Origin of the sequence: Paenibacillus harenae DSM 16969 (assembly GCF_000422465.1) — a bacterium.
GTDB classification, from domain to species: domain Bacteria; phylum Bacillota; class Bacilli; order Paenibacillales; family Paenibacillaceae; genus Pristimantibacillus; species Pristimantibacillus harenae.
Window position 1 is genome coordinate 581,639 of record NZ_KE383844.1, and the last position, 25,478, is coordinate 607,116.

Annotated in this window: 25 protein-coding genes and 2 pseudogenes; 4 read left to right on the forward strand and 23 right to left on the reverse strand. The window is 53.3% G+C overall.

Annotated features, from left to right (window positions below; genetic code table 11):
- The first annotated feature begins 3 nt into the window (after nt 1-3).
- Complete coding sequence (locus H581_RS0126820; protein ID WP_028612695.1) at nt 4-984, forward strand: ABC transporter ATP-binding protein; 981 nt, start codon at nt 4-6, stop codon at nt 982-984.
- A gap of 134 nt (nt 985-1,118) precedes the next feature.
- Here H581_RS0126820 and H581_RS39395 read toward each other — a convergent pair whose 3' ends face one another.
- From H581_RS39395 to H581_RS0126855, 8 genes and pseudogenes are all read right to left on the reverse strand, one after another.
- Nucleotides 1,119-1,319, reverse strand: coding sequence for a nitroreductase family protein (locus tag H581_RS39395; RefSeq protein WP_281169575.1), 201 nt, complete (start codon nt 1,317-1,319; stop codon nt 1,119-1,121).
- A 137-nt stretch (nt 1,320-1,456) separates the two neighbouring features.
- Nucleotides 1,457-1,681, reverse strand: a pseudogene (locus tag H581_RS39400) (nitroreductase family protein); the annotation flags it as partial.
- A gap of 21 nt (nt 1,682-1,702) precedes the next feature.
- The gene (locus H581_RS0126830; RefSeq protein WP_028612696.1) at nt 1,703-2,080 is read right to left on the reverse strand and encodes an ABC transporter substrate-binding protein; all 378 of its coding nucleotides are present in this window, start codon (nt 2,078-2,080) and stop codon (nt 1,703-1,705) included.
- Between the two features lie 114 nt (nt 2,081-2,194).
- Nucleotides 2,195-2,428, reverse strand: a pseudogene (locus H581_RS0126835) (zinc ribbon domain-containing protein); the annotation flags it as partial.
- 143 nt (nt 2,429-2,571) lie between these two features.
- Nucleotides 2,572-4,503: a YhfM domain-containing protein gene (locus tag H581_RS0126840; protein ID WP_028612698.1), complete on the reverse strand. Its 1,932-nt coding sequence runs from the start codon at nt 4,501-4,503 to the stop codon at nt 2,572-2,574.
- 817 nt (nt 4,504-5,320) lie between these two features.
- Nucleotides 5,321-6,310 carry an alpha/beta fold hydrolase gene (locus H581_RS0126845; protein ID WP_051251395.1) on the reverse strand — a complete coding sequence of 330 codons (990 nt, stop codon included), beginning with the start codon at nt 6,308-6,310 and terminating at the stop codon, nt 5,321-5,323.
- A gap of 232 nt (nt 6,311-6,542) precedes the next feature.
- Nucleotides 6,543-7,379, reverse strand: coding sequence for a sulfurtransferase (locus H581_RS0126850; protein ID WP_028612700.1), 837 nt, complete (start codon nt 7,377-7,379; stop codon nt 6,543-6,545).
- Between the two features lie 45 nt (nt 7,380-7,424).
- The gene (locus tag H581_RS0126855; RefSeq protein WP_028612701.1) at nt 7,425-7,784 is read right to left on the reverse strand and encodes a winged helix-turn-helix transcriptional regulator; all 360 of its coding nucleotides are present in this window, start codon (nt 7,782-7,784) and stop codon (nt 7,425-7,427) included.
- A gap of 141 nt (nt 7,785-7,925) precedes the next feature.
- Between H581_RS0126855 and H581_RS0126860 the strand changes: the two genes are divergently transcribed.
- Nucleotides 7,926-8,279: a DoxX family protein gene (locus H581_RS0126860; protein WP_028612702.1), complete on the forward strand. Its 354-nt coding sequence runs from the start codon at nt 7,926-7,928 to the stop codon at nt 8,277-8,279.
- Nucleotides 8,280-8,528: 249 nt separating this feature from the next.
- On the opposite strand, the gene H581_RS0126865 is transcribed toward H581_RS0126860, so the two are convergent.
- The 8 genes from H581_RS0126865 to H581_RS0126890 form a co-directional block, all read right to left on the reverse strand.
- Nucleotides 8,529-10,310: an ABC transporter ATP-binding protein gene (locus H581_RS0126865; protein WP_028612703.1), complete on the reverse strand. Its 1,782-nt coding sequence runs from the start codon at nt 10,308-10,310 to the stop codon at nt 8,529-8,531.
- Nucleotides 10,307-12,052 (reverse strand): ABC transporter ATP-binding protein, encoded by a 1,746-nt coding sequence (locus H581_RS0126870; RefSeq protein WP_028612704.1) that lies wholly within the window; start codon nt 12,050-12,052, stop codon nt 10,307-10,309. Before H581_RS0126870 ends, H581_RS0126865 begins: the two co-directional genes overlap by 4 nt.
- Before the next feature lie 122 nt (nt 12,053-12,174).
- A complete protein-coding gene (locus H581_RS39530; RefSeq protein ID WP_342663459.1) occupies nt 12,175-12,219 on the reverse strand; it encodes a hypothetical protein in 45 nt (14 codons plus the stop codon).
- Between the two features lie 458 nt (nt 12,220-12,677).
- The gene (locus tag H581_RS0126875; RefSeq protein ID WP_028612705.1) at nt 12,678-13,922 is read right to left on the reverse strand and encodes a molybdopterin-dependent oxidoreductase; all 1,245 of its coding nucleotides are present in this window, start codon (nt 13,920-13,922) and stop codon (nt 12,678-12,680) included.
- Complete coding sequence (locus tag H581_RS35530; RefSeq protein ID WP_084134802.1) at nt 13,919-15,016, reverse strand: sensor histidine kinase; 1,098 nt, start codon at nt 15,014-15,016, stop codon at nt 13,919-13,921. Before H581_RS35530 ends, H581_RS0126875 begins: the two co-directional genes overlap by 4 nt.
- Nucleotides 15,013-15,765, reverse strand: coding sequence for a response regulator transcription factor (locus H581_RS0126885; protein ID WP_028612706.1), 753 nt, complete (start codon nt 15,763-15,765; stop codon nt 15,013-15,015). Before H581_RS0126885 ends, H581_RS35530 begins: the two co-directional genes overlap by 4 nt.
- Nucleotides 15,762-15,923: a hypothetical protein gene (locus tag H581_RS38100; protein WP_156889695.1), complete on the reverse strand. Its 162-nt coding sequence runs from the start codon at nt 15,921-15,923 to the stop codon at nt 15,762-15,764. The genes H581_RS0126885 and H581_RS38100 overlap by 4 nt, the downstream gene beginning before the upstream one ends.
- Before the next feature lie 106 nt (nt 15,924-16,029).
- On the reverse strand, nt 16,030-16,479 hold the full coding sequence (locus H581_RS0126890) for a midas domain-containing protein (RefSeq protein WP_028612707.1): 450 nt from the start codon (nt 16,477-16,479) through the stop codon (nt 16,030-16,032).
- 284 nt (nt 16,480-16,763) lie between these two features.
- Between H581_RS0126890 and H581_RS0126900 the strand changes: the two genes are divergently transcribed.
- Nucleotides 16,764-17,282: an SRPBCC family protein gene (locus H581_RS0126900; RefSeq protein WP_028612708.1), complete on the forward strand. Its 519-nt coding sequence runs from the start codon at nt 16,764-16,766 to the stop codon at nt 17,280-17,282.
- A gap of 131 nt (nt 17,283-17,413) precedes the next feature.
- Here the strand turns inward: H581_RS0126900 and map are convergent, their stop codons facing one another.
- A complete protein-coding gene (gene map, locus H581_RS0126905) occupies nt 17,414-18,172 on the reverse strand; it encodes a type I methionyl aminopeptidase (protein WP_036720125.1) in 759 nt (252 codons plus the stop codon).
- 257 nt (nt 18,173-18,429) lie between these two features.
- Here map and H581_RS38650 point away from each other — a divergent pair, with 257 nt between their 5' ends.
- The gene (locus H581_RS38650) at nt 18,430-18,582 is read left to right on the forward strand and encodes a hypothetical protein (RefSeq protein ID WP_156889696.1); all 153 of its coding nucleotides are present in this window, start codon (nt 18,430-18,432) and stop codon (nt 18,580-18,582) included.
- Between the two features lie 2 nt (nt 18,583-18,584).
- Here H581_RS38650 and H581_RS0126910 read toward each other — a convergent pair whose 3' ends face one another.
- From H581_RS0126910 to H581_RS0126935, 6 genes are all read right to left on the reverse strand, one after another.
- Complete coding sequence (locus tag H581_RS0126910; RefSeq protein WP_028612710.1) at nt 18,585-18,773, reverse strand: hypothetical protein; 189 nt, start codon at nt 18,771-18,773, stop codon at nt 18,585-18,587.
- Between the two features lie 180 nt (nt 18,774-18,953).
- A complete protein-coding gene (locus H581_RS0126915; RefSeq protein WP_028612711.1) occupies nt 18,954-19,175 on the reverse strand; it encodes a hypothetical protein in 222 nt (73 codons plus the stop codon).
- A gap of 142 nt (nt 19,176-19,317) precedes the next feature.
- Nucleotides 19,318-19,746, reverse strand: a complete 429-nt coding sequence (locus tag H581_RS0126920) for a PaaI family thioesterase (protein ID WP_051251396.1) — start codon at nt 19,744-19,746, stop codon at nt 19,318-19,320.
- A gap of 5 nt (nt 19,747-19,751) precedes the next feature.
- On the reverse strand, nt 19,752-21,887 hold the full coding sequence (locus H581_RS35535; RefSeq protein WP_084134803.1) for a long-chain-fatty-acid--CoA ligase: 2,136 nt from the start codon (nt 21,885-21,887) through the stop codon (nt 19,752-19,754).
- A 16-nt stretch (nt 21,888-21,903) separates the two neighbouring features.
- Nucleotides 21,904-23,682 (reverse strand): acyl-CoA dehydrogenase family protein, encoded by a 1,779-nt coding sequence (locus tag H581_RS0126930; protein WP_028612713.1) that lies wholly within the window; start codon nt 23,680-23,682, stop codon nt 21,904-21,906.
- 338 nt (nt 23,683-24,020) lie between these two features.
- Nucleotides 24,021-25,238, reverse strand: coding sequence for an acetyl-CoA C-acyltransferase (locus tag H581_RS0126935; RefSeq protein ID WP_051251397.1), 1,218 nt, complete (start codon nt 25,236-25,238; stop codon nt 24,021-24,023).
- Nucleotides 25,239-25,478 lie beyond the last annotated feature (240 nt).

Consider the following 25,478-nt stretch of genomic DNA (forward strand, 5'->3'; position numbering starts at 1 on the left):
AGAGTGGCGATTATCGAAGTTAACGATTTGGTTAAGGAATTTGTAGTCGTGCGCAAAAAAACGGGACTTGGGAGCGCGCTGCGCAGTCTGGTTCTCCCGGATAAAAAGATTGTGCGGGGCGTGGACGGCTTGTCGTTCGACATCGAGCAAGGGGATATCGTCGGGTATATCGGACCTAACGGCGCGGGAAAAAGCACAACGATCAAAATGTTGACGGGCATCCTCCACCCGACGGCCGGCAGTATCCGTGTCTGCGGCTTGTCGCCGCAGAAAGAACGCAAAGCCGTCGTGCGCCAGCTTGGTGTCGTGTTCGGTCAGCGCACGCAGCTGTACTGGGATTTGCGCCTGGGCGAGACGTTCGAGCTGCTCAAGCGGATTTACCGGATCGAGGACAAACGGTTTAAGGCGACGCTGGACATGCTAAACGACGTGCTGCGCATTGAGGATTTTATCGATACGCCAGTGCGCCAGCTTTCGCTCGGCCAGCGGATGCGGGGCGATCTGGCTGCGTCTATGATCCACGAGCCAACGGTGCTGTTCCTCGACGAACCAACAATCGGGCTCGACGCCGATGCAAAGCATGCGATTCGCCGGTTCATTCGGACGATGAACCGCGAGCGGCGCATGACGGTCGTATTGACGACGCATGACCTCGACGACGTCGAGCAGTTGTGCTCGCGTCTGCTCGTCGTCAATCACGGCCGTATCGTCGAGGACGGACCGCTGGACGCGATCGTCGGAAAGTTGGCGCCGCACCGCCTGCTCGTGATCGAGCTCTCCGAAGCTGCGCAGTTGCCCGGGCATGAGCACGCGAAGATCGTGCGGCAGGACGGGCTCAAGGTGTGGTATCAGTTCGACAAATCCGGCATTACGGCGGCCGAGCTGATCGCCGACTTATCGGGAAAGCTGCCGATCCGCGACCTTAGCGTCCAGGAGCCGGACATCGAGGACGCGATTCGTGAGGTCTATCGGACGACCGGGTGAAGCGCTATCCTTACCCGGCAGGCATTAGCTTGAGTTTCTCTAAGCGTATCTCGTCTAACAGAGAAGCATTCGCGAGAAAATCTTCTTGATATCCGTATTGTAAATAGAGGAAAGAGGGATTACTCCCTCTCCCCTCATTCCTTGTGCCAGGTTATCAACTGTTCTGCCTTTTTGCGGGGGCGTGGTTGCGGTATATTGTCTGGAGAGTAATATCCCATATGAAGGGCGCCAACGACCTTCTCCCCGGGTTGAACCCCGATGGCCTTGCGGAATCGCGGGTCCCAGTTGTATTCATTGGTTTTCCAGACGACTCCGATTCCCCGGTTCCATGCCAACAGCTGAAAGTTCTGAATAAATGCCGCGCACGCCAGAAGAGCTCCTCAGCCTCCCTCGGCCGCGGTTCTTCTCTGGCGACAACAATCAGGTGTGCGGCCGCATTTTCACAGTAATCCCGCTTCGCACTCTCGCCATATTGCTCGAGTTCTTGCCGGGTATAAGTTTCAAGCACTGCCTGTGCAAATGTTTTCCGTCCTGCATCCGAGAAGAGGATAAACCGCCACGGATCCTTGGCTGAATGATACGGCGCCCATACGGCATCGTTCAGCCATTCAAGGATTACCTGATCCGGAATACCTTGCTTGCTGTACTTCCTGACGGTTCTCCTCTCCCGAATCATTCGGGCCAATTGATCGTACATCGCTGCTCGACTCCGTCCCGGTTAATTATTTTTTTCAAATACGTTCACGATCTCATCGATGGCATATGCGTTGGCTACGGGCGAAAAACCGAAGTTAAACCATTCATTATCCCCCACAAGATAAACATGACCATTTTTAACCGCATTAAGATTATTCCAGACCGAACTATCTGACATGTCTTCATAAGCTGTTCTCGCCTGTTCCGCATTTTCGCCGCTGTCCACCTGGAGAATGATATGGTCCGGATTGTATTCCGGCAGCATTTCCAAAGAGACGTTTACACTGCCCTCGTCTTTCGGAATAGCGTCAACCGGTTTCAGGCCAAGCTCCTGGTGAATAATTCTCCCTCTACTCGACAGTTCCCCAAAAATATAGGTTCCTTTAGGGGTTACTCTCATTTGAACTACCCCTACTTAAACACTAACGCGGGTGAGGATTCTGGGTAAGCCCGCCCAATGGCAGGTAGTTTGACCAGGCTAGCTCCGCGGTTCCCGCGGTTGAAACCTTGACGCTCACATCAAGGCTTGGAGGCGCAATCCTTCCTTCAAAATGTTTCTGGCTGCATTATGATCGCGGTCATGGTGCGTTCCGCATGCGGGGCACTCCCATTCTCGAAGTCCCAACTTCTTGACCTCGGGGTTGCGATAGCCGCAAGCCGAGCACAGCTGGCTTGATGGGAATGCTTCCCCTACCATGATGACGCTTCGTCCGTACCATACCGCCTTGTAGACAAGCATAGCGCGAAAACGGGACCAGCTCACTTCACCGATCTCCCGTGACTACAGGGTTTTGCCGGTAAGAAACCCGAGCGCACCAGATTCCCGCATACAGCTTCCCATTCTTGAAGCCCGCGTCATGCAAGGCGAAAACATTCGGCGTCGCAGTACAATTATTTTCCTTCTAAATAGGTTATCTCTTCATGGCTTACAATGATATTCCCCTCATCGATATCTCCCCATTGTCGATCCGAAGTAACGATTGCTTGGAGCGGCATGGACTTAGAAGCGTCCCCTTTTTTCTTTTTCCTTACATCATAGAGATAATAAGAAACATCTTTCACATGAAGGCCGTAACTATCTGGTTCCTTAAGCTCTACCGTATAGGATTTCATCACGGCGACATTTTCGTTCATCCATCCCGCAACTTCTACTGCAGCACCCTCTTGCCCGCCTTCAGCCTGAATGGATCCTATTGGAAGTCCGTCCGGGTTATAAAAATCGATTTGCATAGGAGCTATTTTCAAATAGTCGATATCGATCGCAAGGATTCGATCCAATTCGCCCTCTGCCCGGTCCATCCAGGCAATCGTACCGGTCGGATTCCACTTTATTTTCTCAGACGGCACATATTCCTCCTGCGGCAGTGGTATAGTCTGAAGCGGAACCCCTTTATTATCGTAAAAGGTCAATTGTCCGCTCTCATCATCATGTACAAACCTCTCGAAGGTTGGCGAGAGGAACAGGGATGGCGCTCCGGTCGTCGAATGAGGGATTACGCGATATTTCAGAAGATGGACATCGTCCTCTCCTGTCTTCAAGTCAAAGATCCACACATTCCCGAGGTAACTCTGCATGAACAATTTCTGCTCATCGGCTTTCCACTGGGTTTTGTAGATGTAATCATACTCATTCGTAAGCGGCCAGAAGTTTTCTCGAAGCCGTTCGGTTGTTCCCGTAACCACATTGTAAGTGGACAAGTGGTATTGCCCCGCTTCTTCCGTTAGTTCAGATTCCAGAAATAATAAACGATCGTCAACGAGCGGAATTAACATATTATAACTGCTCATGAATGTGTTGTTCCAACGATTACCGGAATTGCTCAGCCTATCGTTCCATTTCACATGCACCTCGTCCGTAGAAGGATCATGGGCTACCAAAGCGTTGATTGCATTATGGTTCCCATAGAACAAATGAATGGTGTGATACGAGATTCCCTGCAGCTCAACTTCAGGCCCTCCGCTTAACGTATAGCTATCTTGTGATAGACCAATCGGTTTGGCAACAAGATCACCGTTAGCGTTCCGCTCTGCTTTAAATTCCAAGGCTTTCAAGTTTAATTCCTCGAAAATAATCTTTTTCATCTTAGCAGTAGATTCCTTCGTAAGCCTATAGCCGGTATGTGTATCTGTCATATCCATAAGCATGGCTTGCTCGCTTGTTTCGTCGATCCATAGATGAAAAGCGTATTCCTTGTATTCCGAAGCAAGAACGATATCATAGTCGGGAATTGCCGTGTTTAATATTCCTGGTATTTGCACTGCGGTATGGATAGCTCGAACGATTATATCTATTATTTCATGATCTGTGAATTCAACTGCAACCTCAGGATTTACTGAACCGTGAGCGAGTGAACTCGCGAGTATGATTTGTTTGATATTCTCATTAATCTTTAGATTTTCAATTAGTTGTTCTTCTGATTGAAACAAGTCAATTAAAGCAGCCTTCGCGGTTCCCGCCAGCCTGTAATGCCCATTCTGGCCGGATTTGATGAATAAGCCGTCATTCTCTCCCCTCAACCAGAATGAGAACTTCACGCCTTCACTATCCGCAAATTCTACAGAAGCCATATAATCAGGTGAGGCGATATCAAGCTGCGCACTGTCGTATTTAGCAGTATGAATGGCTTCATTGAAACGTTCCATTGACTTCTGGTCCGTTATGGTCATCAATCCGCCGCTAACGGTCTGGATAGTAATAGAATTAACAGCGTTAAGATCGGTCAATGTTCGGTTCTTTCTCTTATCCTTATCGTTCGAATCGACACATCCAACAAGGATCGCTGAAATAACGATTAAGAGAATGAGGAGATTTATCTTCTTCAAACAAACACCCCTTCCTATTTTAACCATCTAGACGTCAGATCGAGGATAACAGTTGCACAATAGTAAGAAGGTGGGGGCCAGTACGGCGGGAATACCTCCGAAGATATGCTAATGCCCATTTGCAACGATCTCCCTTGACTACGCTTAAGAGCAATTTGGGAGAAGAAGTTTGTAGACTAAAAATTCAAATGCCGTAGAGTAGGAGCAAGCGGAACAGCCTCGACAGTTGACAGAAGGTGGCAGCAGTTGGTAGTGAAGTGACAACCGCCCAACTGTGGATCTCTCAGGAGTTTCTGCAACTGTTTTATTCAACTTCTTGTTTGTAGGCCGTTGAACGAAACACAACAAAAAAGGACCGCAACAGGTCATACATCCATGACCCGTTGCAGCCCTCTATCCATGTCCCACAACGAACCCCTTTTCTTGAATAGTTCCAACGTCGAAAAGCAGGGGTTCCGATCAGCGCGGCGGGAATGCCTCGATGGATATGCCAAGACCCATGTGCAACGACCTCCCTTGGCTAAGCTTGGGAGCGATTGGAAATTAAGAAGCCAGTGGAGGGGTTGTTGAAACAGTATGGTTTGAGCCAAGGCGAAGTATCCACCTGTGGCTAGGTCAAGCCGAATAGAACGCCAACAAAAGGCCAAGTGAAGCAAGGTGGCACCTCAAATGGTGGTTGGAGCTTTTAAGAGGCTTCAACGCTGTTGTTTGCAGCTTGATGGCTGTTGTCAGCAGTCGGCTCTTCCCCGATTGAACGGCTTCCCTCGGCTTTGCTACGCTTTTGTTGTACCTATCCTGCCAGTTTACCTGCGTGCAATCATGGATGGAAATGCTTGGCCGTTATGTGTCGTAGTGTAACGGCGAATCGTTCCGGTTCCTCAAAAGGAATGTTATGTGCGGATTCTTCAAATCGGATTAATTCTTTCGATGGTGCATTTAATATATTGAAAAATTCTTCTGTTATTTCATTAGGGGTATTATAATCATATTTTCCCAGTAAAAAATAAACTGGTACTTTAACTTCAATTATTTGTTGAAATAGATTAACATTCAATACTTCAGCCCACATTGTTTCAATCGAAAATAAATTCCCTTTTCTTAATTTTACGATATCTGCATCCGTGTACTCTGTTCTATCCCTAATCGTATCCTCGGTCCTTCTAAAAAACTCCCTGTGCTTATATACGACACCTCCGAATTGATTCAACCATTTTCTTTGGATAAACAAGCCTTTCAGCATATCCTGATAAGGCGGACAACCGATTTGAGTTAACTCATCAATTGCTTCTTGAATTTTATTCTTTTCAGCATAATCCATAGTAAATTTGTAACTCAGCCACTCACCTCTGGCCAAATGTACACTTTGTCCTACTCCGATATACGAATAAAATAATTCCGGGTACCTTTGGATCAATAACATGCCTATAATACTTCCCCATGAATGGCCGACAACAAATATCTTCTTTTTTTGAAATCTGTTGGCTAAAGCCACTGTTAACTCATGTGCGTCTTGAACAAACTGATCAATATTCATGGTTTCTTCAGAAATGCCGTCATTATAAGATAATCCCGAACCACGTTGATCCCAATTGACAACAATATAACTTTTTTCTAGTAGTGACTGATGTTCTGGTGCCCAACCGATCTGTGCATTTCCAGGTCCCCCGTGAAGGAAAAGGACAATCGGATTGTTTACATTCTCGCCTCGGATAAGTATCCATTGGTCTAAATTACCGATCTTCATCTTCTCTAAAGAACTAATGCTTGAATCACAAGCAATAACCGGGGTTGATCCTTTTATTCCCAATAGCATCTGCCTCCTTTTGCCGAGTATTTCAATGACTTGCTGCACTAACCAGCATTATAATACAGAAGCGTTAGATGGAATCTTGGTGCAAATCCGGATTTAAAATGAATTGAACATATTTTCTTCTCTTTCTTGTTTGCAATCTGTTGAACGGGAAACATGATCAGGGCTGTGAGCGACCTGCCCGCCAACAGCTGTCAGAGCCCCTAACCCCGACGCGATCTCTCGGCTCTTACTCTTCCCCCGTCGCAATCGGATTCCCCTCATAGCTAATCCAATCGCTCCAGCTTCCCGCATACAGCCGCACCTTGTTATAGCCCGCCTCCTGAAGCGCGATCACGTTCGGCGTCGCGGTCACGCCAGAGCCGCAGTAGACGATGATCTCGCGGTCGCGGCCCAAGTCGGCGAAGCGCTCGGCTTGCGCGGCATCGTTCTTCCAAGCGCCCGATTCCGTCAGGCCGTCTTTCCAGAAGCGGTTGATCGCACCAGGGATGTGGCCCGCCGCCTTGTCGAGCGGCTCTACCTCGCCCCGGTAGCGCGGCGCTTCGCGCGAATCGATGAGCGTCACGCGTTCGTCGCCGAGCCATTCCTTCACTTCGTCCATCTCCGCCAGCATGTTATGCTGGACTGTTGCCAGGAACTTCGACGGAATGAGCACCTTCTGCTCCGACGTAACCGGGAAACCCGCGTTCGTCCAAGCCGTGAAGCCTTCGTCCATGACGTACGCCTGCTCATGCCCAAGATACTTGAGCAGCCACCACAGACGCGAAGCCATCGCGCCGCCCTGATCGTCGTATGCGACGACGCGCGAAGCGTTTCCGATTCCGACGCGGCTGAGCGTGCCCGTCAGTTCCGCGGCGTCCGGCAGCGGATGACGTCCGCCATGCTCGTCCGCCGGCGCGGACAGGTCCTTCTCCAAATCCAGATAGACCGCTCCCGGAATGTGTCCGGCTTCGTACAACTCCCGGCCGGCATCCGGCTTGCCCATCAAGAAGCGGCAGTCTACGATGACCATGTCCGGCTCGTACATGCGGGCCAGCACCCATTTTAACGAAACGATATTCTTCATTCAGTTCTCCGTCCTCTCTATTTCCATTCATCGCAATGATTCTCTTCAACTCCGTTTTAACGCTTCCTCCGTCCCCGCCTCACCATACAACTCGTTCAAATGCTCGATATGAGCCACTCCCCAGTCATTCATGGCCTGAAGCAAGGGGGTCAATCGCTGACCGTACGCCGTAATGGAATATTCGACCTTGGGAGGAATCTCGCGATATACCTCGCGATGGATGATATCGTGATACTCTAATTCCCGCAGCTGTTGCGTCAGCATTTTTTTGGTCACATCCGGGATCGCTTTTTGAAGCTCGCTGAATCTCATCGTGCCGTTTGATAATAAACGAAGTAAAATAACGGGCTTCCATTTCCCGACAAGGATGTCGAGCGCCGTTTCAAATTTACAATACGTGGTCATTCGATCGTCATCCGCTCCTTTAATGGCCTAAGGTTTATTTTTCTATACTACGTTTATTAAAAGTGCCTACTTCCGAATAACCATCCCAATCCATATTATATAGCTGAGCATGCATGAAGAACAATCATTGGAGTGATCAACATGAATATCGCGTTATGGATCGTACAAGGGCTTCTGGGAGCGGGCTTTATTTTTTCGGGTTGGATGAAGGCGTTCCTGCCTGTGCAGGCAGCAGCGTCATGGCCTTGGGTAAAAGATGTGCCGAGAGGGTTCGTTTCCTTTATCGGGATAGCGGAACTCATTGGGGCGCTGGGGTTAATTGCGCCTCAGGCGACGAATGTCGCACCCGTATTGACGCCGATGGCCGCCATCGGGCTGGCCGCCATCGTACTTTTCGGCGCCGTCTTCCATGTCATGCGCAAAGAATATCGTGAAATCGGCGTGAACATCGTGTTCATGGCGTTAGCCCTATTCGTGGCCATCGGCCGCCTCTGAACCGGAAACGTTTACGGGGTTCCTTACACGGCTTGCCCCGGCCTCTTGTTGCAAGCGGCTGGACGAAAAGACCAAAGAGGACTGCGGCAGCCTGCCTTCCGGCAACCTGTCGCAGCCCTAAATCCGCGTTCGAAACGGTCCAATGCCGTCTCTTCTTCTCCTGTGACAATCGGTTTTTCCTCTTGGAAATTCACTCGCTCCAGCTAGCGGAAGCGCTTCGGTAACCGATAATCGAGGCCGGATCTGAAATCAACTCTGATTCTCGACCAGCTTATACTCGGGAGTTTCCTCCCCTTGCCATAGAAGCCGCATTTCTTCGCTCGTTGCCAGCAGCTCGGACAGGCTGCCTTCCGCCTCAATCCGGCCGTCCTTCAAGACGATGATGTGATCGGCTTTGGACAGTGCGGCCCGACGATGGGATACGGCAATGCAAGTCATATCGCGCTCCTTGAATAATCCGTCCCATACCTTCTGCTCCGTCTCCACATCGAGTGCGCTGGACAGGTCGTCAAATATATACAAATCAGCGCCTGTCATCAGCATGCGGGCTGTCGCAGCCCGCTGAATCTGACCGCCGGACAGCATGACGCCTCTTGGGCCGACGAATGTCTCCAGACCTTTATCCAGATCGCGGATGTCCTTATCCATAACGGATAAACGAATCGCGCGTTCAAGAGCGAATTCACTGTCTTCTTTCCCTACCGCTATATTTTCCCTCAGTGTATCACTGAACAAACGCGGAACCTGCGGCGTATAGGCAGCATAGGGCGGCATCAGAAAACTCGCCGGGTCAACCTCTTGGCCGTTCCAGCGAATCGTTCCCCGCTGCTTGGGCAGCAGCCCGAGCAGCGTCCTTACCAGCGTCGATTTGCCTGAGCCGATACGGCCGGTAATAACGAGGAATTGGCCGCGCTTCAATCTGAGATGAATATTCTCGATCCCGTTGTCCGAATTCGGATATCGATAATTTAAGCCGCTTGCCTCCAATTCACGCAGCTTTTCTCTATCCACCTGCAAGGTCTCGGGCTGCGGAGGCGGTTCCTTATGCAGATAGGTTTCCCGAAACTCCATAATGCGGTCCTCTTCGCCGGATCTGAACAGCATCCGCATCCGGTCGAATGAAACCTTTAGCCGCTTATGCTGGAACACCATATAACCGAATAAAGAGATGCTGTAGCCGATACTCATCAAGTAGCTTGTAAACAACGCGAAGTCGCCTACTGTAAATTGACCGGCCTTCATCTCCGCTGCGCACATAAGTAAAACAAGCCCGGTGCTGATGCTTAGCACATGCTGGCTGAGCGATTTCATCCATTGCTTGAACAAATCATCCTTGAGCGCCGCCTGACGGCGGCTTTCGTTCAAATGCTCGAAGCGTTTGGAGACATGCTCCTCAGCCTGCCCAAGCTTCAATGCTTGCACTGCCCCGAAGGTCTCTGCGATGAAGCTCGTCACCTTCCCTGTCGCCTCACGGTTCTGCTTTCCGTAGCGGCGGGCGCGGCTCCCTGATAAATTGTTGATCAGCGTTACCAGCGCAAACGGCAGCAACGCAACAAGCGTAATCCGCCAGTTGATCGAAGCCATAATACTAACTGACATGACGGCGAACACGAACATTCCCCAAAAATCGACCCAGGATTCCGCATATTCAACGGCTTCATTAACGTCATCGCGAAATCGGCTCATCGCCTCGCCCGGCGATGCCGGCAGGTTCCTTCCGGGCCAGCGCATAATGCCGGCCAGCATGTTCGTGCGCAAGATCGCTTGAATATGATAAATATAAGTAATCCACTTATAAAACGCCGCGAAAAAAACGCCGACTCTTGCAAGCCTGACAACCGCGATAAACACAAGCGGCGCAGCAAGCCACATAAACTCCGAGCCCTCGACAGCCACCCGGTCAAAAAAACGTTGCATGCCGATGCCGATCAGCAGCGGCAGCGAATGAAAGGCGCACCATAACACGCCATTCACAAGAAATAAGGCCAGTCTGAATCGAAAGAGCCGGCCGATAAACCCGGTGATTGTCATGCAAGCTCCTCCTCTCGTCCGCTTTGCAGCAGTCTGGCATAATGCGATGCCGGATTCGCCGCCAGTTCTTCCCGCGGTCCGAATTCCAATTGCAAGCCGTCGCCCACCACCATAATTTTATCCACCTGCTCCAAGGTAGCCAGCCGATGAGCAATGATGACGCCCGTGCTGTGCTGCAGCAATTGATCCACTCCGGATTGCAGCATCGCTTCCGTCGCGGCGTCAAGCCGCGAGGAAGGCTCATCCAGAACGATCAAGCTCGGCTTGCCAAGAAACACCCTGGCAAGCGCGAATAACTGCGCTTCTCCAGCCGACAGCGATGAGCCGCCCGCTGACAAATGCGTATCCAACCCTTCCGGTTGAGCCAAAATCCAGGGACGCAGACCAAGCCGTTCAATCGTCTCCATAATAGACGTATCGGATACGTTCTCGTTGAACAAGGTTAAATTGTCACGAAGGGTGCCGTCGAACAATTGAACATCCTGCGTCACCATACCGACCCGGCGGTACAACGCCGGCAATGCGAGCTTCGTGATATCAACCCCGCCAATGCGAATAACGCCGCTGTCCAGATTGTACAGGCGAAGCAGCGCCCGGCTAAGACTGGACTTCCCGCTGCCTGTTCGCCCAATTATGCCGAGGCGCTCCCCCGGCTGCAGCGAGAACGAAATATTTTGCAGAACCGGTTTATCCTTGTTGTAGCTGAAATATACTTGTTCAAACTCCAGACTGAGCGCGCCCTCTGGAAGCCGCTCATCTTCGCCGTCAATGATCTCCGTGCGCTGGGACAGCAATTCCCGGGAACGAAGCATACCCGACTTTGCCTTTTGGAATTCCTGCACCTGATCGCCAAGCCTTTCAATCGGATCATTCAGCATTTGCGTATATTGGTAGATCAAATACAGCATGCCCAGGCTGATCTCGCCAAGCATATAGTAACGAACGCCCAGTACCATGACAGCCGTCACTGCCAGCGTAAACAAGGCAACTGTCATATTCCAAGGTACAACGCGAAGCATCCAGGCTCTTCTCCCTTTCAGAAAGACGGCGCGCATGGCACGGTGGAAGCGATTCATGACGTAAGGAACATGCCCGTTCGCCTGCACATCTTCGATGCCGGCAATCCGCTCTTCGATCAAGCTGAACAGAGTGGCGCTCGCTTCACGATCGATACTGGAAGACTGGACGCCCACATTGCGGATTATCGTCATCGCCAGAACGGATAGAAGCGTAAACGCCGTCATCACAACAGCGATCGGCACATTGACCGTATACATAAATCCGAGAATGCCGGTGAGCAACACGAAGCTGCCGATGACTTGCACAATAAACATGGCAAAAAAATTAGAAATGCTGGACACGTCTCCGTCAATACGCTCGATCATTTCGCCCGGCGTCTTCTGGTTATGGAATCGCATATCGAGCCGCAGGCAATGCTTCAGCAAATCGCCGCGAAGTCGATTGGTCGTGCGCCAGGACACATCGTTCCCCAAGTAAGTGACCGCGACCCCCAGCGATTGATTGGCGACAGCGAGTACAAGAAACAAAGCCGCAAGCTCCAGCAAATCGGCCATCCTCCCGTTCCCCGCCGCCGCATCAATAAAGCGTTGAATGACATGCGGATTAATCAATTGCAGACTCGTCGATCCAAGCAGCAGAATTAACAGCAGGAAGATCCGCCCCTTAACCGGCTTCAAGTAACGCAACAACCAAATCGTAGATATTTTCTGTTGGTCAGCCATGGCGTCTCCTCCTTCTCATTAGCAACAACAATGTATAGTCTAGTCGATATTCAGCCGTGCCGCCAGATAAAAAACATTTATAATCGAACGCGGTCAGCTTTGGTTCCGGCATATGGGGCAGTCTATTTCTTTTGGTTTAACGCTACAAAAATGGTGACAACCAGCATCAGCAGCGCTGCGATAAGCGCACCAAAAACCAATCATCAACGTCAATGCTCTTTTAACCTCCACGGGCATTAAATTAACAATGGCCGGCAACCGCTTATGAGCGCGGGAACTACCGGCCTTTTTCAACTGCGTACATGGGTGCTGTACGATATATCAAAGCAATACGAGCGGAGACTTGGTCAGGTACTTCCTGAACGTTTTTTCAGAGTCGCACGTTGACCCATGTTGACTCCGGAGCATAAAAAAATACATCGCCAGAGCTCACAAGCCGCATGGCGATGTATTCATCAGAAGCATACTAACTAGTTTCCACTCGTTTTCTCCTCGTCCCCCGTCGCCGCCGGATTCTCGCTATATGAGATCCACTCGCTTCAGTTTCCCGCATACGACTTCGTTGTTTCGAATCCCGCATCCCGGAGGCCGGGAACATCGGGTATTGCGGTTGCCGCCGCCTCCATCACACCCAAGCATCGTTCGAGTAACCGCGCTCTTCCCAATACCCGACATGCTCCCCTTCGATCAGCTCGATCCGGTTCAACCACTTCACCGACTTGTACGCGTACATCTTCGGCACGATAAGCCGGACCGGTCCGCCGAGGTCGCTCGGAATCGGCTTGCCGTCATGCATGACCGCGACCATGACATCGTCCATGTCGGCCTGCTCCAGCGTCAGCGTATCGGTGTACACCCCATCGCCCGAGTAAAATTTCACGGTCTTGGCGTTCGGCTTCACGCCCGCTTCCTTCAGCAGCGTCTTAAGCGGGATGCCCTCCCACGTGTTCTTATATACCGACCAGCCCGTCACGCAGTGGAAATCGCTGACCTGCACCGTCCGCTTCAGCGCCACGAACTTTTCCCAGTTCCATTTGAAGCTTTTGTTGACAAGGCCATCGATCGTGAACGACCAGTTCCCATTCGAAAAAGCAGGAATCGGCGTTACCGTATACACGCGAAAATGTCCCTGAGCCCCTCCACCCATCGGCGGCGCCGAAGCAGGCAGCGGTACCGGATCGGGCACGAGCGTATTCGCGTTCTCCTCGATCAGCTTATCGATCGTCTGGCTGCCCCCGGCGCTTCCAAGCGAGCTGCCCAGCCACTTCAAGAAAGATGGCCCAAGCGTAACCGCCAGCCCGGCGCCGATCGCCCCGCGGATGAAAGCTTTCCGCGTATAGACCGGCTGCGGCGCGGCGGGATGTAGCCCCTGTCCCTCTGTCGCACACGCGTCATTCTTAATCGTTCGGCGGCTGGGTTCCTTCAGCCATTTGACCCGCGTAATCGAATGGTAAATGATATAGGGAAGCCCGATCCAGGTGAGCAAATCATGCACGACCAGAGCTGCGTTCGAGACGCCCGGACCGACCGCCTTGAACTGCCACAGCAGCACGCCGGAGACGAACCAGCCAAGCAGCAGCGCGAGCACGACAAGCACATTGAACCGCTGCCACGGCTTCTGCTTCAGCTGCTTCCAATGCTTCCCGGCAAGCAGCAAATAGTAGACGACCGGCAGGATCGACGCAATGCCGACGACGATATGCAGCCACTTGATCCATACCCGTCCCTCGCCAAGGAAACCGCGCCAGAACCCGCCGATCAGAACGAGTCCCGTTAAGGCCAGAATGACAACGATCCAGCCGTTCCACGCATGAAGCGAGACCAGCTTCTTCCCATAGCCCTTGCGCAAGCGCTCCAGTAATCCGCTCATTCGTCATCCGCCTCCTTTTTCCCGTGACCTCCAACTCCGCGCAAGCTTATCCCCTCGGCAGCCTCCGGAAGGGTGAACCAGAACTCGCTCCCTTGCCGCCTGGCTTCCCGAACGCCAATCTGCCCGCCATATTGCTCGACAAGCCGCTTCGCGATCGAGAGGCCAAGACCCGCACCGCCGCCTTCGCGGCTTCGCGATTGATCGGAGCGATAGAATCGTTTGAATATCCGATCCCTCTCGCCCGCCAGAACGCCCTCGCCTTCGTCCGAGACAGACAGCCTGGCCATTCGTTCCTCCGATTGCTCCGCCTCTATGGAAATGACGCCGCCCCGCGGAGAATGCCTTACCGCATTCTCGAGCAGATTTTGCAAAATCCGCTGCAAATGCCGCGGCGCGATCTGCAGTTTCAAAGGCCGCTCGGACAGCTTCACCTTAAGCTGCAGCGACTTCGCTTCAAGCGGCAACGTGAACCGCGGCAGCAGCTCGACAAGCACATCCTCCACGATCGACAGCCGGAACTCCTCCGGCTCCTGCTTCACCCTATCGAGGGTCGATAACTCGAACAAATCCTGAATCAATTCGCCGAGCCTCACGGTCTCGGAACGAATGGTAGCGAGGTAAGAGCGAAACGTCTCCTCATCCTGGATGACATCGTCCTCCAGCGCCTCTACATAAGACTGTACCGAAGCAAGCGGCGTTCGCAGGTCATGCGCCATATTCGCGACAAGCTCCCTTTGTGCCGATTCGGCCGCCTTCACCTGGCGGAAGCTCTCCTCCAGGCTGCTTCCCATATGATTAAACTGCTCGGCCAGCTGCCTGAATTCTTTGAGCCCCGTATGCTCGACTCTCGCCTTCAGATCGCCCGCCGCAATGCGACCGGCGCCTTCCCCGACACGCCGTACCGAAGCTACCAACGGACGCAGCAGCACAAAATAAAGCGCCGCCGACACCGCCCCCGCGCCAACCGTGGCAGCCGTCAACCATATGAACTGCTCCATCGTTAATAGCATGTAACGGTAGAACGCCACCAACAAAATAATAATAAACGCAAGGCTGATCGTATTCGCCAGCAATAAATAAGTACGCAGCTTCATCCGCCCGCTCCCTTGCCGTCCAGCTTATAGCCGATTCCCCACACCGTCTTGATCCAGCAAGGGTCGGACGGATTGTCTTCGATTTTCTCCCGCAGGCGGCGAATATGCACCGTGACGGTCGTCGTGTCTCCGTCGTATGCGACATCCCAGATTTGATTCAGCAGCTGGCTGCGCGAGAACACTTTGCCCGGGTAGAGCGCTAACAAATGCAGCAGATCGAACTCCTTGGCGGTCAGCTCCGCTTCCTCTCCTCGAACGGTTACCCGCCTTTCCTGAGGGAAGATCGATAATCCGTCGAAAAAGAGCGGCTTCTCCGCTCCCGCTGCTGATCCCCCTGCGCCACCTGCTGCAAGTAGCTGCTCTTTTGCCGCCGCAACGGCTTGAACGCCCGTTCTTCTCAAAATATTTTTGACGCGCAGCACGAGCTCCCGCGGACTGAACGGCTTCGTCATATAATCGTCGGCGCCCATCGTTAGGCCAAGCAGCCGGTCGGCTTCCTCCCCTCGTGCCGTCAGCATAATGATCGGCGTCTCCTCGACCTGCCGTATCCGGTCGCATACCTCGATCCCGCCAAGCTTCGGCATCATCAGATCGAGCACGAGCAGATCCGGACGATGCTCGCTCCACAGGCTCAGCGCTTCCTCGCCGTCCGCCGCCACCCAGACCGAACAGCCCTCGCGCTCCAAATAACGACGGCAAACATCCGTAATATTCCGTTCATCGTCGGCTACAATAATTTTGGCGCTCACCGCTGGTCCCTCCTGCTTCTATCCGCATCTTGTTCTCTACCTACATTATACAATTGTTTCTGTACGGATACGACTCCAACCGGCAGCAGCAGCTTCTGCACTGCAGTGACTGCGAGCCTTCCTGTCAGCTTTCTAAATGTATAACGAACAGCAGACAACGGCCAGCATCCTTTCATCAAGGAGAACCGACCGATTGCCTGTGCAAATCATTCTTTTTCCATGCATCCTCAGACTCTAATCATCTCTCTTGACATGGGCACCCTCTTACATCCCTTTGCCGTCCTTCTCCGCTTCCTTCATACCCTCATCCATCATGTCTTCTTCCTTCATGCCTTCATCCATCATGCCTTCTTCCTTCATGCCTTCTTCCTTCATGCTTTCTTCCTTTATCTCGCCGTCTTTCATCTCTTCTTCGCCCATTTCTCCCTTTTTCATATCCTCGCCGCCCATTTCCGCATCCTTCATCTCTTCATCCTTCATACCTTCATCCATCATGCCTTCTTCCTTCATGCCTTCATCCTTCATGCTTTCTTCGCTCATCTCGCCGTCTGTCATCTCTCCGCCCATATTCTCATCTGCCTTACTCCCATTCATTTCGGATTGCGCATTATCCGAGCCGTTCATCTCCTCCTTCATCTCATTCTCATTCGCATTACAAGCGCTTAGCGCAAGCATGCTCCCCAGTAATAGCACAGCCAAAATTCCTTTTCTCATTTTCATTTCCCTCCCGGATTCATTTCGTAAGATTACTCTACCTGCCCCTCATCTTAACGAACAATCGTAACCATACAAGAACGAACCTCTTGCGAAAGCATTAGAAATACCTTACGAATGTATGACAGACCCGACCCCGTCTTCTCCGAAAATAAAAGCAAGAAGCCATAATATACATTGACAGGAATATTCCTTATGGGGTATATTTGGAGCGTGAAAACCTTGCATCGTCTGGCTGCGTTTATGGAAAAATATAAAAATTACGTTTCTTTGGAGGAATGACTATGTCAGAAAGCAACGGCACAACAAGCGGCGCCGAGAAGGAGTTTGTCATTACGCGCGTGCTCAACGCCCCTCGCGAGCTCGTCTTTAAAGTATGGACCGAAGCGGAGCATATGGCGCACTGGTGGGGGCCGAAGGGGCTCACGCTCAGCGTCGTCAAGCTGGATCTCCAGCCCGGAGGAATATTCCATTACATCATGCGGACCCCGGACGGCGATGAAATGTGGGGCAGATTCCTGTACCGGGAGATCGTCGCGCCGGAGCGGATCGTCTTCGTCAATTCCTTTTCCGATGCGGAAGCCAATATTACCCGGCCTCCGTTTGACGATCCATGGCCGCTCGAAATATTAAATACGGTAACCCTTGCCGAAGATAACGGCAAAACGACGCTCACCCTCAAGAGCTCCCCGATCAACGCGACTGCCGAAGAGGTGCAGGTGTTCCAGGCGGGCTTCGATTCGATGGAGCAAGGCTATGGCGGAACGTTCGATCAGCTGTCCGAATACTTGGAAAAGGTGTAATAAGCAAATCACCGCCCGCCGGAGGCCGGCAGGCGGTGATTTATCATCTCATTCAGGCGATGTTAACAGCTCTTCGGCTTTATTGGCAGCTTTTATGACTGAATGATTTCAAGTGTTTCAGCACTTCGCCCTCAGGATGGATCCCATCGCGTTAATACGACCGGACCTTCCTTCGTGATGGCTACCGTATGCTCAAATTGAGCCGCCCAAGCGCCGTCGCGTGTCCGGGCGGTCCAACCGTCGTGTGCAATGTAAATGTCCGCACGCCCCGAAGTTATGATTGGCTCGATCGTGATGACCATGCCCTCTTCCAATGGAATGCCCTGGCCTGGCAAACCGCTATGCACAACATCGGGGAATTCGTGCATGCTTCTGCCGATCCCGTGACCGACGAAGGAGCTCACGACCTGAAAGCCTGCCCGCTCCGCTCTCGACTGTACCGCATAGCCGATATCGCCGAGCCTGTTGCCCGGCATGGCCTGCTTGATCCCGTCAAGAAGAGCCTGCTTAGCGGTCTGGAGCAGCTTCTCAGTCGCCGATGTCGTTCTGCCGATCGCATAGGTCCATGCGGAATCCGCCTTCCACCCATCCAGATCAGCTACCATATCTATCGTAACAATGTCCCCTGTCTCCAGCGGGACCGAATCGGGAAAACCGTGGCAGACCACTTCGTTAACGGATGCGCAAGTCGCAAACGGGTAGCCTTTATAGCCCTTCTGAGCGGGTGTAGCTCCCCGATCCAACATAAATCGCTCAACAAACCGATCGATTTCCTGCGTGGTTACGCCCGGCGCAATTCGTTTGGAAAGCGCCTTGTGACAGGCGGCGACAATACGCCCAGCCTTCCGGATTCCGCGAATATTTTCCTTCGTCTTTAAATCCACTGCCATGAGACTGATAACCTCCTTCAGTTTTACGTAGCAAAATCCGGCCTCGTACACCTCGATTAGGTCTTGCTTGTAAAATCCGGTTTCGTAAACAACTGCTCAAGGTTTTGTACCGCAAAAATCCGGCTTGGCAAGCATAGGCTCAGGTTAGGCAAGCCAAATCCGGTTATGTAAGCGTATACGAGACCGTTTTCCGCTTCCGAACGCATCCGGATTTGTCTATGTTTTAACTTATTCGCGCGGAAGGGTAGGCATACCGGATGAATATGACGAATTTATGCAAAAATGTTCGTGTGATGCGCAGCCTGTATTTTGTACATGGAATTGGTCTTCTGACGCCAGCTATGCCAAACAACAAAAAGGCCTTGCCGCCTGTGCGAGCACAAGAGGCAAAGCCGGTTTATCCATTATGATATTAGCCAACCGAGGAGTTGATCCTGCCTAATTCGTGTTCAACCAATGTCGTTAGTTCATCCTCGTAGCCGCCGGTAATCCGGTATTTACGAATATAATCCTTAACAAACTTTCGCGGGTCCTTGGGTTGAAAAATTCTCGTGAGTTCCTTCAGGCTTTCCTTGACTTCATTTTGGCTGTGTTTCGCCATGAAATCTCCTCCCCTTTACGTTGGATGGTCGTCCTAAACAGCAATATACGAGACCGCAAGCGGTAATTGCACCTCAAGAACCCCCGTTCGGTGCAGGCATCTCCATGGCTGAAATGTCACAATGTTTTAATTTTTCTTACTATTATAACATTTTAGATGAAAAATGAAAGTTAACATTTCCTAATCATGCGGGGAGGCTTGTTCGGGTTTAGCCTCAGACTTGTATCCGTTCTCCGCTCCATTGGCCGTATAAGCTTGAAGCGGAGGCGATTCATCGGCTTTCGGCCGGGTTGATGCAGACAGTCGGTCTTTACGAAACATTCTTAAATAAGCAATGACTCCAACAACAGCTACGATGATGCCAAATGCGAGTACAAGCACCGTTACCCAGCCTTGAACCATGATCTCGCCCCCTCTCCATACTAAAATTTATCGGAAAATTTCAATCATTTGTTTAACCTTTTCCAAAACCGAAAAGGTTTCCATATATTAGGTATTATTATAGCGAATCCGAGACGGTCAAGCAACTTGCCAAAGTAACGGCTCAAAGAATCCGGTAGGCGCCGCTGCCCCATGCGAGCAGCTTGCCGGCATCATCCTTCACTTCCGCCTTAAGCGTCAGCGTCCTCTCCGTCCGGTGCACTAACCCGGCCTCGCAGGTTAGTACTCCGCCCTTGCTGCTGGTTAGAAAATGCGTATTCATACTTGCCGTTACCGCACGCTCGTTCGCTTCCGACAGCATGGCGACGAGCCCCATCGCGTTATCCAGCAGCGACATCAATACGCCCCCGTGGACAAGGCCGAGCAGGTTGAGATGCTGCGGCGACGCGTCCAGGCAAATCGTCGCTTTGCTAGCGTTCGCCTGCACGACCTCACAGCCGAGCAATCCCCAGAACGTCGACTGCGCGCGTTCCGCCAGCCGCGTCAGGTGACCGGCCTGATCCGCCTGCTGGACAAACCATTTTTCATCCATGCCGCTTAGCCTCCTTTATCCTCCGGGGATGAATCGATATGAACCTTGGCCTCATCCTCCTGAAGCTTGCGCCGCAGCACTTTGCCGACCATCGTTTTTGGAAGCGTTTCCTTAAACGAATAGTGATGCGGCACCTTATAAGCGGCGAGCCTCTCTCTGCACCAGCGGTCCAGCTGGCTCTGCGACACCTGCCACCCTTCCTTCAATACGATAAACGCTTTAACCGACTCGCCCCGATAGGCATCCTTCACGCCGATAACCGCCGCTTCCCGCACGGCCGGATGCTCGAACAAGACCTCCTCCACCTCGCGGGGATAAATGTTAAAGCCGCCGGCAATGATCACATCCTTCATTCTATCCATGATGGTAAAAAAGCCGTCCTCGTCCATCGTTGCCAGATCGCCCGTATGCAGCCAGCCGCCCCGCAGCACCAGATCCGTCTCCAGCGGCTTATTCCAATAGCCCTGCATGACCTGCGGTCCCCGAATAACCAGCTCGCCCAGCTCGCCGGCCGGCAGCCGCTCGCCCGTAACCGGATTCACAACGGCGGCGTCCGTATCCGGAAACGGAAGACCGATCGTACCGATCTTGCGCTTGCCCCATAACGGATTGGCATGCGTGACCGGAGAGGCTTCCGTTAACCCGTAGCCCTCGATCAGCTTGCCGCCGGTCATCGCTTCGAACTGCTCCTGAACCTCCAGCGGCAGCCCCGCCGACCCGCTGATACATACATTAATGGATGACAGATCGTTGCTCGCCGCAGCTTTATGATTAATAAGCGCGACGTACATCGTTGGCGCACCCGGAAAAATCGTCGGCTTCTGCCGGTTAATCGTCCGAAGCACCGTCTCCGTCTCGAAGCGCGGCAGCAGAACCAGCGTGCCGGCGCGCGAGACGGACATATTCATTAATACCGTTAATCCAAACACATGAAACAGCGGAAGCGCGGCCAGAAATTTTTCTTTGCCGTCAACTGCCTTGTAGCACCATGCCGAGGTTTGCAGCGTATTGGCCGTCAGATTGCGATGCGTCAGCATGACGCCTTTCGGCGTTCCCGTCGTTCCGCCCGTATACTGCAGGACGGCAAGGTCGGAGCCGCGGGCGGGCTCGGGCAGCGCCGCATGCTCCGTTCCCGCAGCAAGCAGGCGTTTATAGGAGACCACGCCCAGCTTGCCGTATGGAATGTCCGCGCGGAAGCCTTCTTTGCGCTGCTTAAGCGGATACAGCATGCTTTTCGGAAAAGGAAGGCCATCCTTAATAGACGTAATAACGGCATGCCGAAGCTGCGGCAGCGGACCGCTCCCGGGCTGCTCGCCCCGCACTCTGGCCAGCCTTGCATAAAGCAAATCGACCGTAATGATGGCCACGGCTCCGCTGTCCGCCATCTGGTGCTCGAGCTCCCGCTCCACGTAGAGCGGATTCGTCTGCACGACGACGCCTCCTGCCAGCAGAACGCCGTAATACGCGATGACCGCCTGCGGGCAATTCGGCAGCATAATGGCGACCCTGTCGCCCTTGGTTACCCCAAGCGATTGAAGACCGGCAGCCAGACGGAGGGCATCCGCATGAAGCTCGCGGTAGGTCACCGTTTTGCCCATAAAATGCAAGGCCGCATGATTCGGATAACGATTAACGGCGTTTAACAAAAACTGAACGATGCTCTGATCGGGATAATCCAATGAGGCAGGGATCTCCGCCGGATAGTGACGGAGCCACGGCCGGGGAAGGTACTCGGCCTCTGCGGCAGGGTCGGCGGATGAGGCGGCGGTTGGTTCGGTAGGCGGATCGTTAGCAATTTTATTAGATGAGGCTGCAATTGGTTCGGCAGGTCTTTCGTCAGGTGATTCTTGAGCGGCTCCGACGGTTGGTTCGGCAGGCGGTTCGACTTCGAGAGACGATTCAAAAGGCGCGTCGACAGGTGATTCGATTAACGAGTCGACAAGCGATTCGTCAGACGAATCAGCAGGCAATTCGTCAGTTGCTTCGACAGATGATTCTCCTGAAGCTTCAGCCTGCTGAATCTCTAACTCACCGCCGGGCGGTGAGGCGGCGGCAGGAGTCTCCTCCGTGGCATTCTCTTGCGTATCGTTATTTGACGGCTGCTCGGGCAAAAGCGGGTCTTGCGGTCTAAGCGGATCCATTTACGGCTCTCCCCTTTCACACGACATAATGCTCGCTTCGAATGACGCGTGATGCAATCTTGCGCTTCAAGGCTACCGTATCGGCAAGCGGCGCCCGCATGAGCTTCTTCAACACGGACAGCTGCATTTGCAGCCCGTCTCCCTGCTCCAAAGCGGTAAGCGCCAGCTTAGCCAGCGATTCAACCCGCTCCATCGCTTCCTGTACGAATACGGTCGTCATGGCGACCGCATGCTCTGTTTTGTCGGCTGATGCTCCTTTCGTTATTTTTTGCGTCCTCAGCAGCGCGCTCTCCATTGCAAAAATCTGAATCATCAAATCGGCTAAAGCGCACAAAACCTCCTGCTCCTCTTCAAGCCTTGTTCCTAGCTTTTGGACCGCAAGGCCGCCAACGGCGAGAAATGCTTTTTTCGCTTGGCCGACCCTGAACGCTTCCTTGCTGAGCGGTTGATCGAACGGTGGAAGCGGCATCGGCTGCATCAGTTCGGCTTGCAGCGCCTTCACTTTACGCAAGAGCGGCAGCTCGCCTTTGAGCGCTTTTTTCATCAAGGTGCCGGGAATGAGCATGCGGTTAATTTCATTCGTCCCTTCAAAAATACGGTTAATCCGTGAATCCCGGTAAATCCGCTCCACCTTGTACTCGCGGATATAGCCGTACCCGCCGTGAATTTGCACCCCTTCATCCGCTACAAAATCAAGCGCTTCGGAGGCAAAAACTTTTACGATGGAGCACTCCAGCGCATACTCCCCGATCGCCTTCGCCACCTGCATGCCGTCATTCGCCGCGCCTTCCGCCTCCGTACTCTTCAGCATCGCATCGATCCAGCCCGCCGTACGGTATAAGATGCTCTCCAGCACGAACGTGCGGATATTCATATCGGCCAGCTTGGCGCCAATGAGCGGATAGGAGGAAATCGCGCGCCCGAACTGCTTGCGGGTATTCGCGTAAGACGAAGCCAGCTCGATCGTTTCTTTTGCGGACCCGAGGCATCCGGCCCCCAGCTTGAAGCGGCCGATATTCAAAATATTAAAAGCGATATGGTGTCCTTTGCCGATCTCGCCAAGCACATTTTCAACCGGAACCTTCACATCTTCAAAAAATAACGGGCGCGTCGAGGAGCCCTTGATGCCCATCTTATGCTCCTCCGGCCCGATGCTGAATCCAGGCATCCCTCTCTCGACAATAAAAGCGGTGAAATACTCCCCGTCCACCTTCGCGTACACGATGAACAGATCAGCGAAACCGGCGTTCGTGATATACAGCTTCGAGCCGTTCAGTACAAAATGCTTGCCGTCCGGGGACAGCCTCGCCGTCGTTTTCGCGCCGAGCGCATCCGAGCCGGAAGCCGGCTCCGTCAAGCAATATGCCGCAATTCTCTTGCCTGATGCCAGGTCCGGCAAATAGGCCCGCTTCTGCGCGGGTGTGCCGAAAAATACGATCGGAAGCGTGCCGATCCCCGTATGCGCCCCGACCGAAAGCGCGAACGACGACGCACGTGACATCGTCTCCGCCAGCAGCGTCGTGCTTACTTTATCGAGCCCAAGCCCGCCGTAGGCCTCGGGCACATCCGCTCCGAGCAGGCCGAGCTCGCCTGCCTTGCGCATAAGCTCTACCGTAAGGTCATAATTCAGAGCCTCCAGCTCCGCGTCGCGCGGAATAATTTCCGCTTCCAGGAACTGCTGCGCAGCCTCCGCCATCATCCGCTGCTCTTCCGTGAAGTCCTCGGGCGTCACGACCGACTCCGGCACACTGTCCTCCACGACAAACCGGCCGCCAAAACGTATCGTCTCCGTCATGCCGCTGCACTCCTTTCGATCCATTCATTTCAACTGATCAACCATTTTCCATTCGGGAACATAAACCTATAACACGCTTCAATCCCGTTCTCTTATCAGCGGCCCTTTTCGAAATATATACACCTCATATACACACCAAATACAAACCATATACACCTTTCACATAGCCCGTTTCTCCGGTCACGGCTTATCAACCCATTCTAAGTACCACCTGCTGGGTCTTATACAAAGTTACTTCAAGCCTTCCACCCCTCCAGCGTCGGGGTCCGGTTCCCGCGTCCGCCGGTTTCTACGATCTTTACACTTCCAACACGCGAAACGTCCTATTCCGTCGGTTTCTACGAGCCATACACTTCCAACACGCCAGCCGCTCCCATTCCGCCGCCCACGCACATTGTTACTATGCCGATCCCGCCGCCCCGCCGGCCTAGCTCATGTATAAGCGATACGGACAGCTTCGTTCCCGTACAGCCAAGCGGATGGCCGAGTGCAATCGCCCCGCCGTTCACATTCACCCGCTCCGGATCGATGCCCAGCTGGTCGATAATCGGCACGCATTGCGCGGCGAAGGCTTCGTTCAACTCAAATAGATCGACCTGCTCGAGTGTAATCCCCGCCTTCTTCAGCGCCTTCGGCACCGCCTCGATCGGACCGATGCCCATCACCTCGGGCGCAACCCCTGCTACGCTATAGCTGCGGAACGCCGCCAGCGGCTTAAGCCCGAGCTCCGCCGCCCGGGCGCGGCTCATGATGATGACGGCTGCCGCACCGTCGCTCATCTGCGAGCTGTTGCCTGCCGTAACGGTTCCTTCGCGGGCGAATGAAGGTTTTAGCGGCGCCAACGTCTGCATCGATGTTTCCGGGCGGACGCCTTCATCCGTATCGAAGGTAAACACCTTCTCCCAAGGACGCCCCGCATCATTTACGCCCGATCTGCTGACCGTAAGCGGCACAATCTCCTCCCGGAAGCGGCCTGCTTCAATGGCCTCGGCCGCCTTGCGATGGCTCGATGCCGCAAAAGCATCCTGCATCTCCCGCGTCACGCCATAGCGCCTTGCCACCTCCTCGGCGGTATGCCCCATACCCATATAAACCTCGGGCTTCGCGTCGACAATGGCCGGATGCGGCGACAGCTTGAAGCCGGTCATCGGCACATGACTCATGCTCTCAACGCCACCCGCCGCAATAATATCCGCCTCGCCAAGCCGGATACGCTCAGCCGCGTAGGCGATCGCCTGCAGACCTGAAGCGCAGAATCGGTTAATCGTGACGGCCGGCGTTGTCACCGGCAATCCTGCATAAAGCGAGATCGTTCGGGCAAAGTTCAGCCCCTGCTCGCCCTCCGGCATGGCGCAGCCGATGATCACATCTTCGACCTGGTCCGGCGACAAGCCGGGCAGCCGTTCGAGCGCGCCCTGCAATACGGCGCGTCCGAGATCCTCCGCCCTTGTCTCCGCGAGACTCCCCTTCGCCGCTTTGCCTACTGCCGTCCGCACGGCGGCAACAATTACAGCATCGCGATCATGTTCGGTAAACGGTGTTGATGATGTCGACATCGCGTCTCCCTCCCTATACTTTGATTATGTGCGGGTGCGCCAGGGTGTCTCTGCCGCACGGCGCATGGTTCTGCCGCACGGCGCACGGTTCTCGTGCATGGCGCACCTACGTGCATGGTGAACCACGTGCGGCGCACGCTTCTCGCTTGCACAACATGCGGCGAGCACAACTTGCGGCGTGCTCGAATTAAGGGAAAATCTCCCGCTAATCCTGCGGTTTTCTAGCTTTAATGTGAATAG

What these genes read in the sequence shown, in the direction of transcription:
- H581_RS0126860 (WP_028612702.1), top strand. Translation starts at nt 7,926, where the DNA reads ATGAATATCGCGTTATGGATCGTACAAGGGCTTCTGGGAGCGGGCTTT.
- H581_RS0126935 (WP_051251397.1), bottom strand. Translation starts at nt 25,238, where the DNA reads ATGTCGACATCATCAACACCGTTTACCGAACATGATCGCGATGCTGTA.
- H581_RS38650 (WP_156889696.1), top strand. Translation starts at nt 18,430, where the DNA reads ATGAATATGACGAATTTATGCAAAAATGTTCGTGTGATGCGCAGCCTG.
- H581_RS35530 (WP_084134802.1), bottom strand. Translation starts at nt 15,016, where the DNA reads ATGAAGCTGCGTACTTATTTATTGCTGGCGAATACGATCAGCCTTGCG.
- H581_RS0126920 (WP_051251396.1), bottom strand. Translation starts at nt 19,746, where the DNA reads ATGGATGAAAAATGGTTTGTCCAGCAGGCGGATCAGGCCGGTCACCTG.
- H581_RS0126865 (WP_028612703.1), bottom strand. Translation starts at nt 10,310, where the DNA reads ATGACAATCACCGGGTTTATCGGCCGGCTCTTTCGATTCAGACTGGCC.
- H581_RS0126855 (WP_028612701.1), bottom strand. Translation starts at nt 7,784, where the DNA reads ATGACCACGTATTGTAAATTTGAAACGGCGCTCGACATCCTTGTCGGG.
- H581_RS0126890 (WP_028612707.1), bottom strand. Translation starts at nt 16,479, where the DNA reads ATGAGAAAAGGAATTTTGGCTGTGCTATTACTGGGGAGCATGCTTGCG.
- H581_RS0126910 (WP_028612710.1), bottom strand. Translation starts at nt 18,773, where the DNA reads ATGGCGAAACACAGCCAAAATGAAGTCAAGGAAAGCCTGAAGGAACTC.
- H581_RS0126870 (WP_028612704.1), bottom strand. Translation starts at nt 12,052, where the DNA reads ATGGCTGACCAACAGAAAATATCTACGATTTGGTTGTTGCGTTACTTG.
- H581_RS0126930 (WP_028612713.1), bottom strand. Translation starts at nt 23,682, where the DNA reads ATGACGGAGACGATACGTTTTGGCGGCCGGTTTGTCGTGGAGGACAGT.
- H581_RS0126830 (WP_028612696.1), bottom strand. Translation starts at nt 2,080, where the DNA reads ATGAGAGTAACCCCTAAAGGAACCTATATTTTTGGGGAACTGTCGAGT.
- H581_RS0126850 (WP_028612700.1), bottom strand. Translation starts at nt 7,379, where the DNA reads ATGAAGAATATCGTTTCGTTAAAATGGGTGCTGGCCCGCATGTACGAG.
- H581_RS0126900 (WP_028612708.1), top strand. Translation starts at nt 16,764, where the DNA reads ATGTCAGAAAGCAACGGCACAACAAGCGGCGCCGAGAAGGAGTTTGTC.
- H581_RS35535 (WP_084134803.1), bottom strand. Translation starts at nt 21,887, where the DNA reads ATGGATCCGCTTAGACCGCAAGACCCGCTTTTGCCCGAGCAGCCGTCA.
- H581_RS0126915 (WP_028612711.1), bottom strand. Translation starts at nt 19,175, where the DNA reads ATGGTTCAAGGCTGGGTAACGGTGCTTGTACTCGCATTTGGCATCATC.
- H581_RS0126875 (WP_028612705.1), bottom strand. Translation starts at nt 13,922, where the DNA reads ATGAGCGGATTACTGGAGCGCTTGCGCAAGGGCTATGGGAAGAAGCTG.
- map (WP_036720125.1), bottom strand. Translation starts at nt 18,172, where the DNA reads ATGGCAGTGGATTTAAAGACGAAGGAAAATATTCGCGGAATCCGGAAG.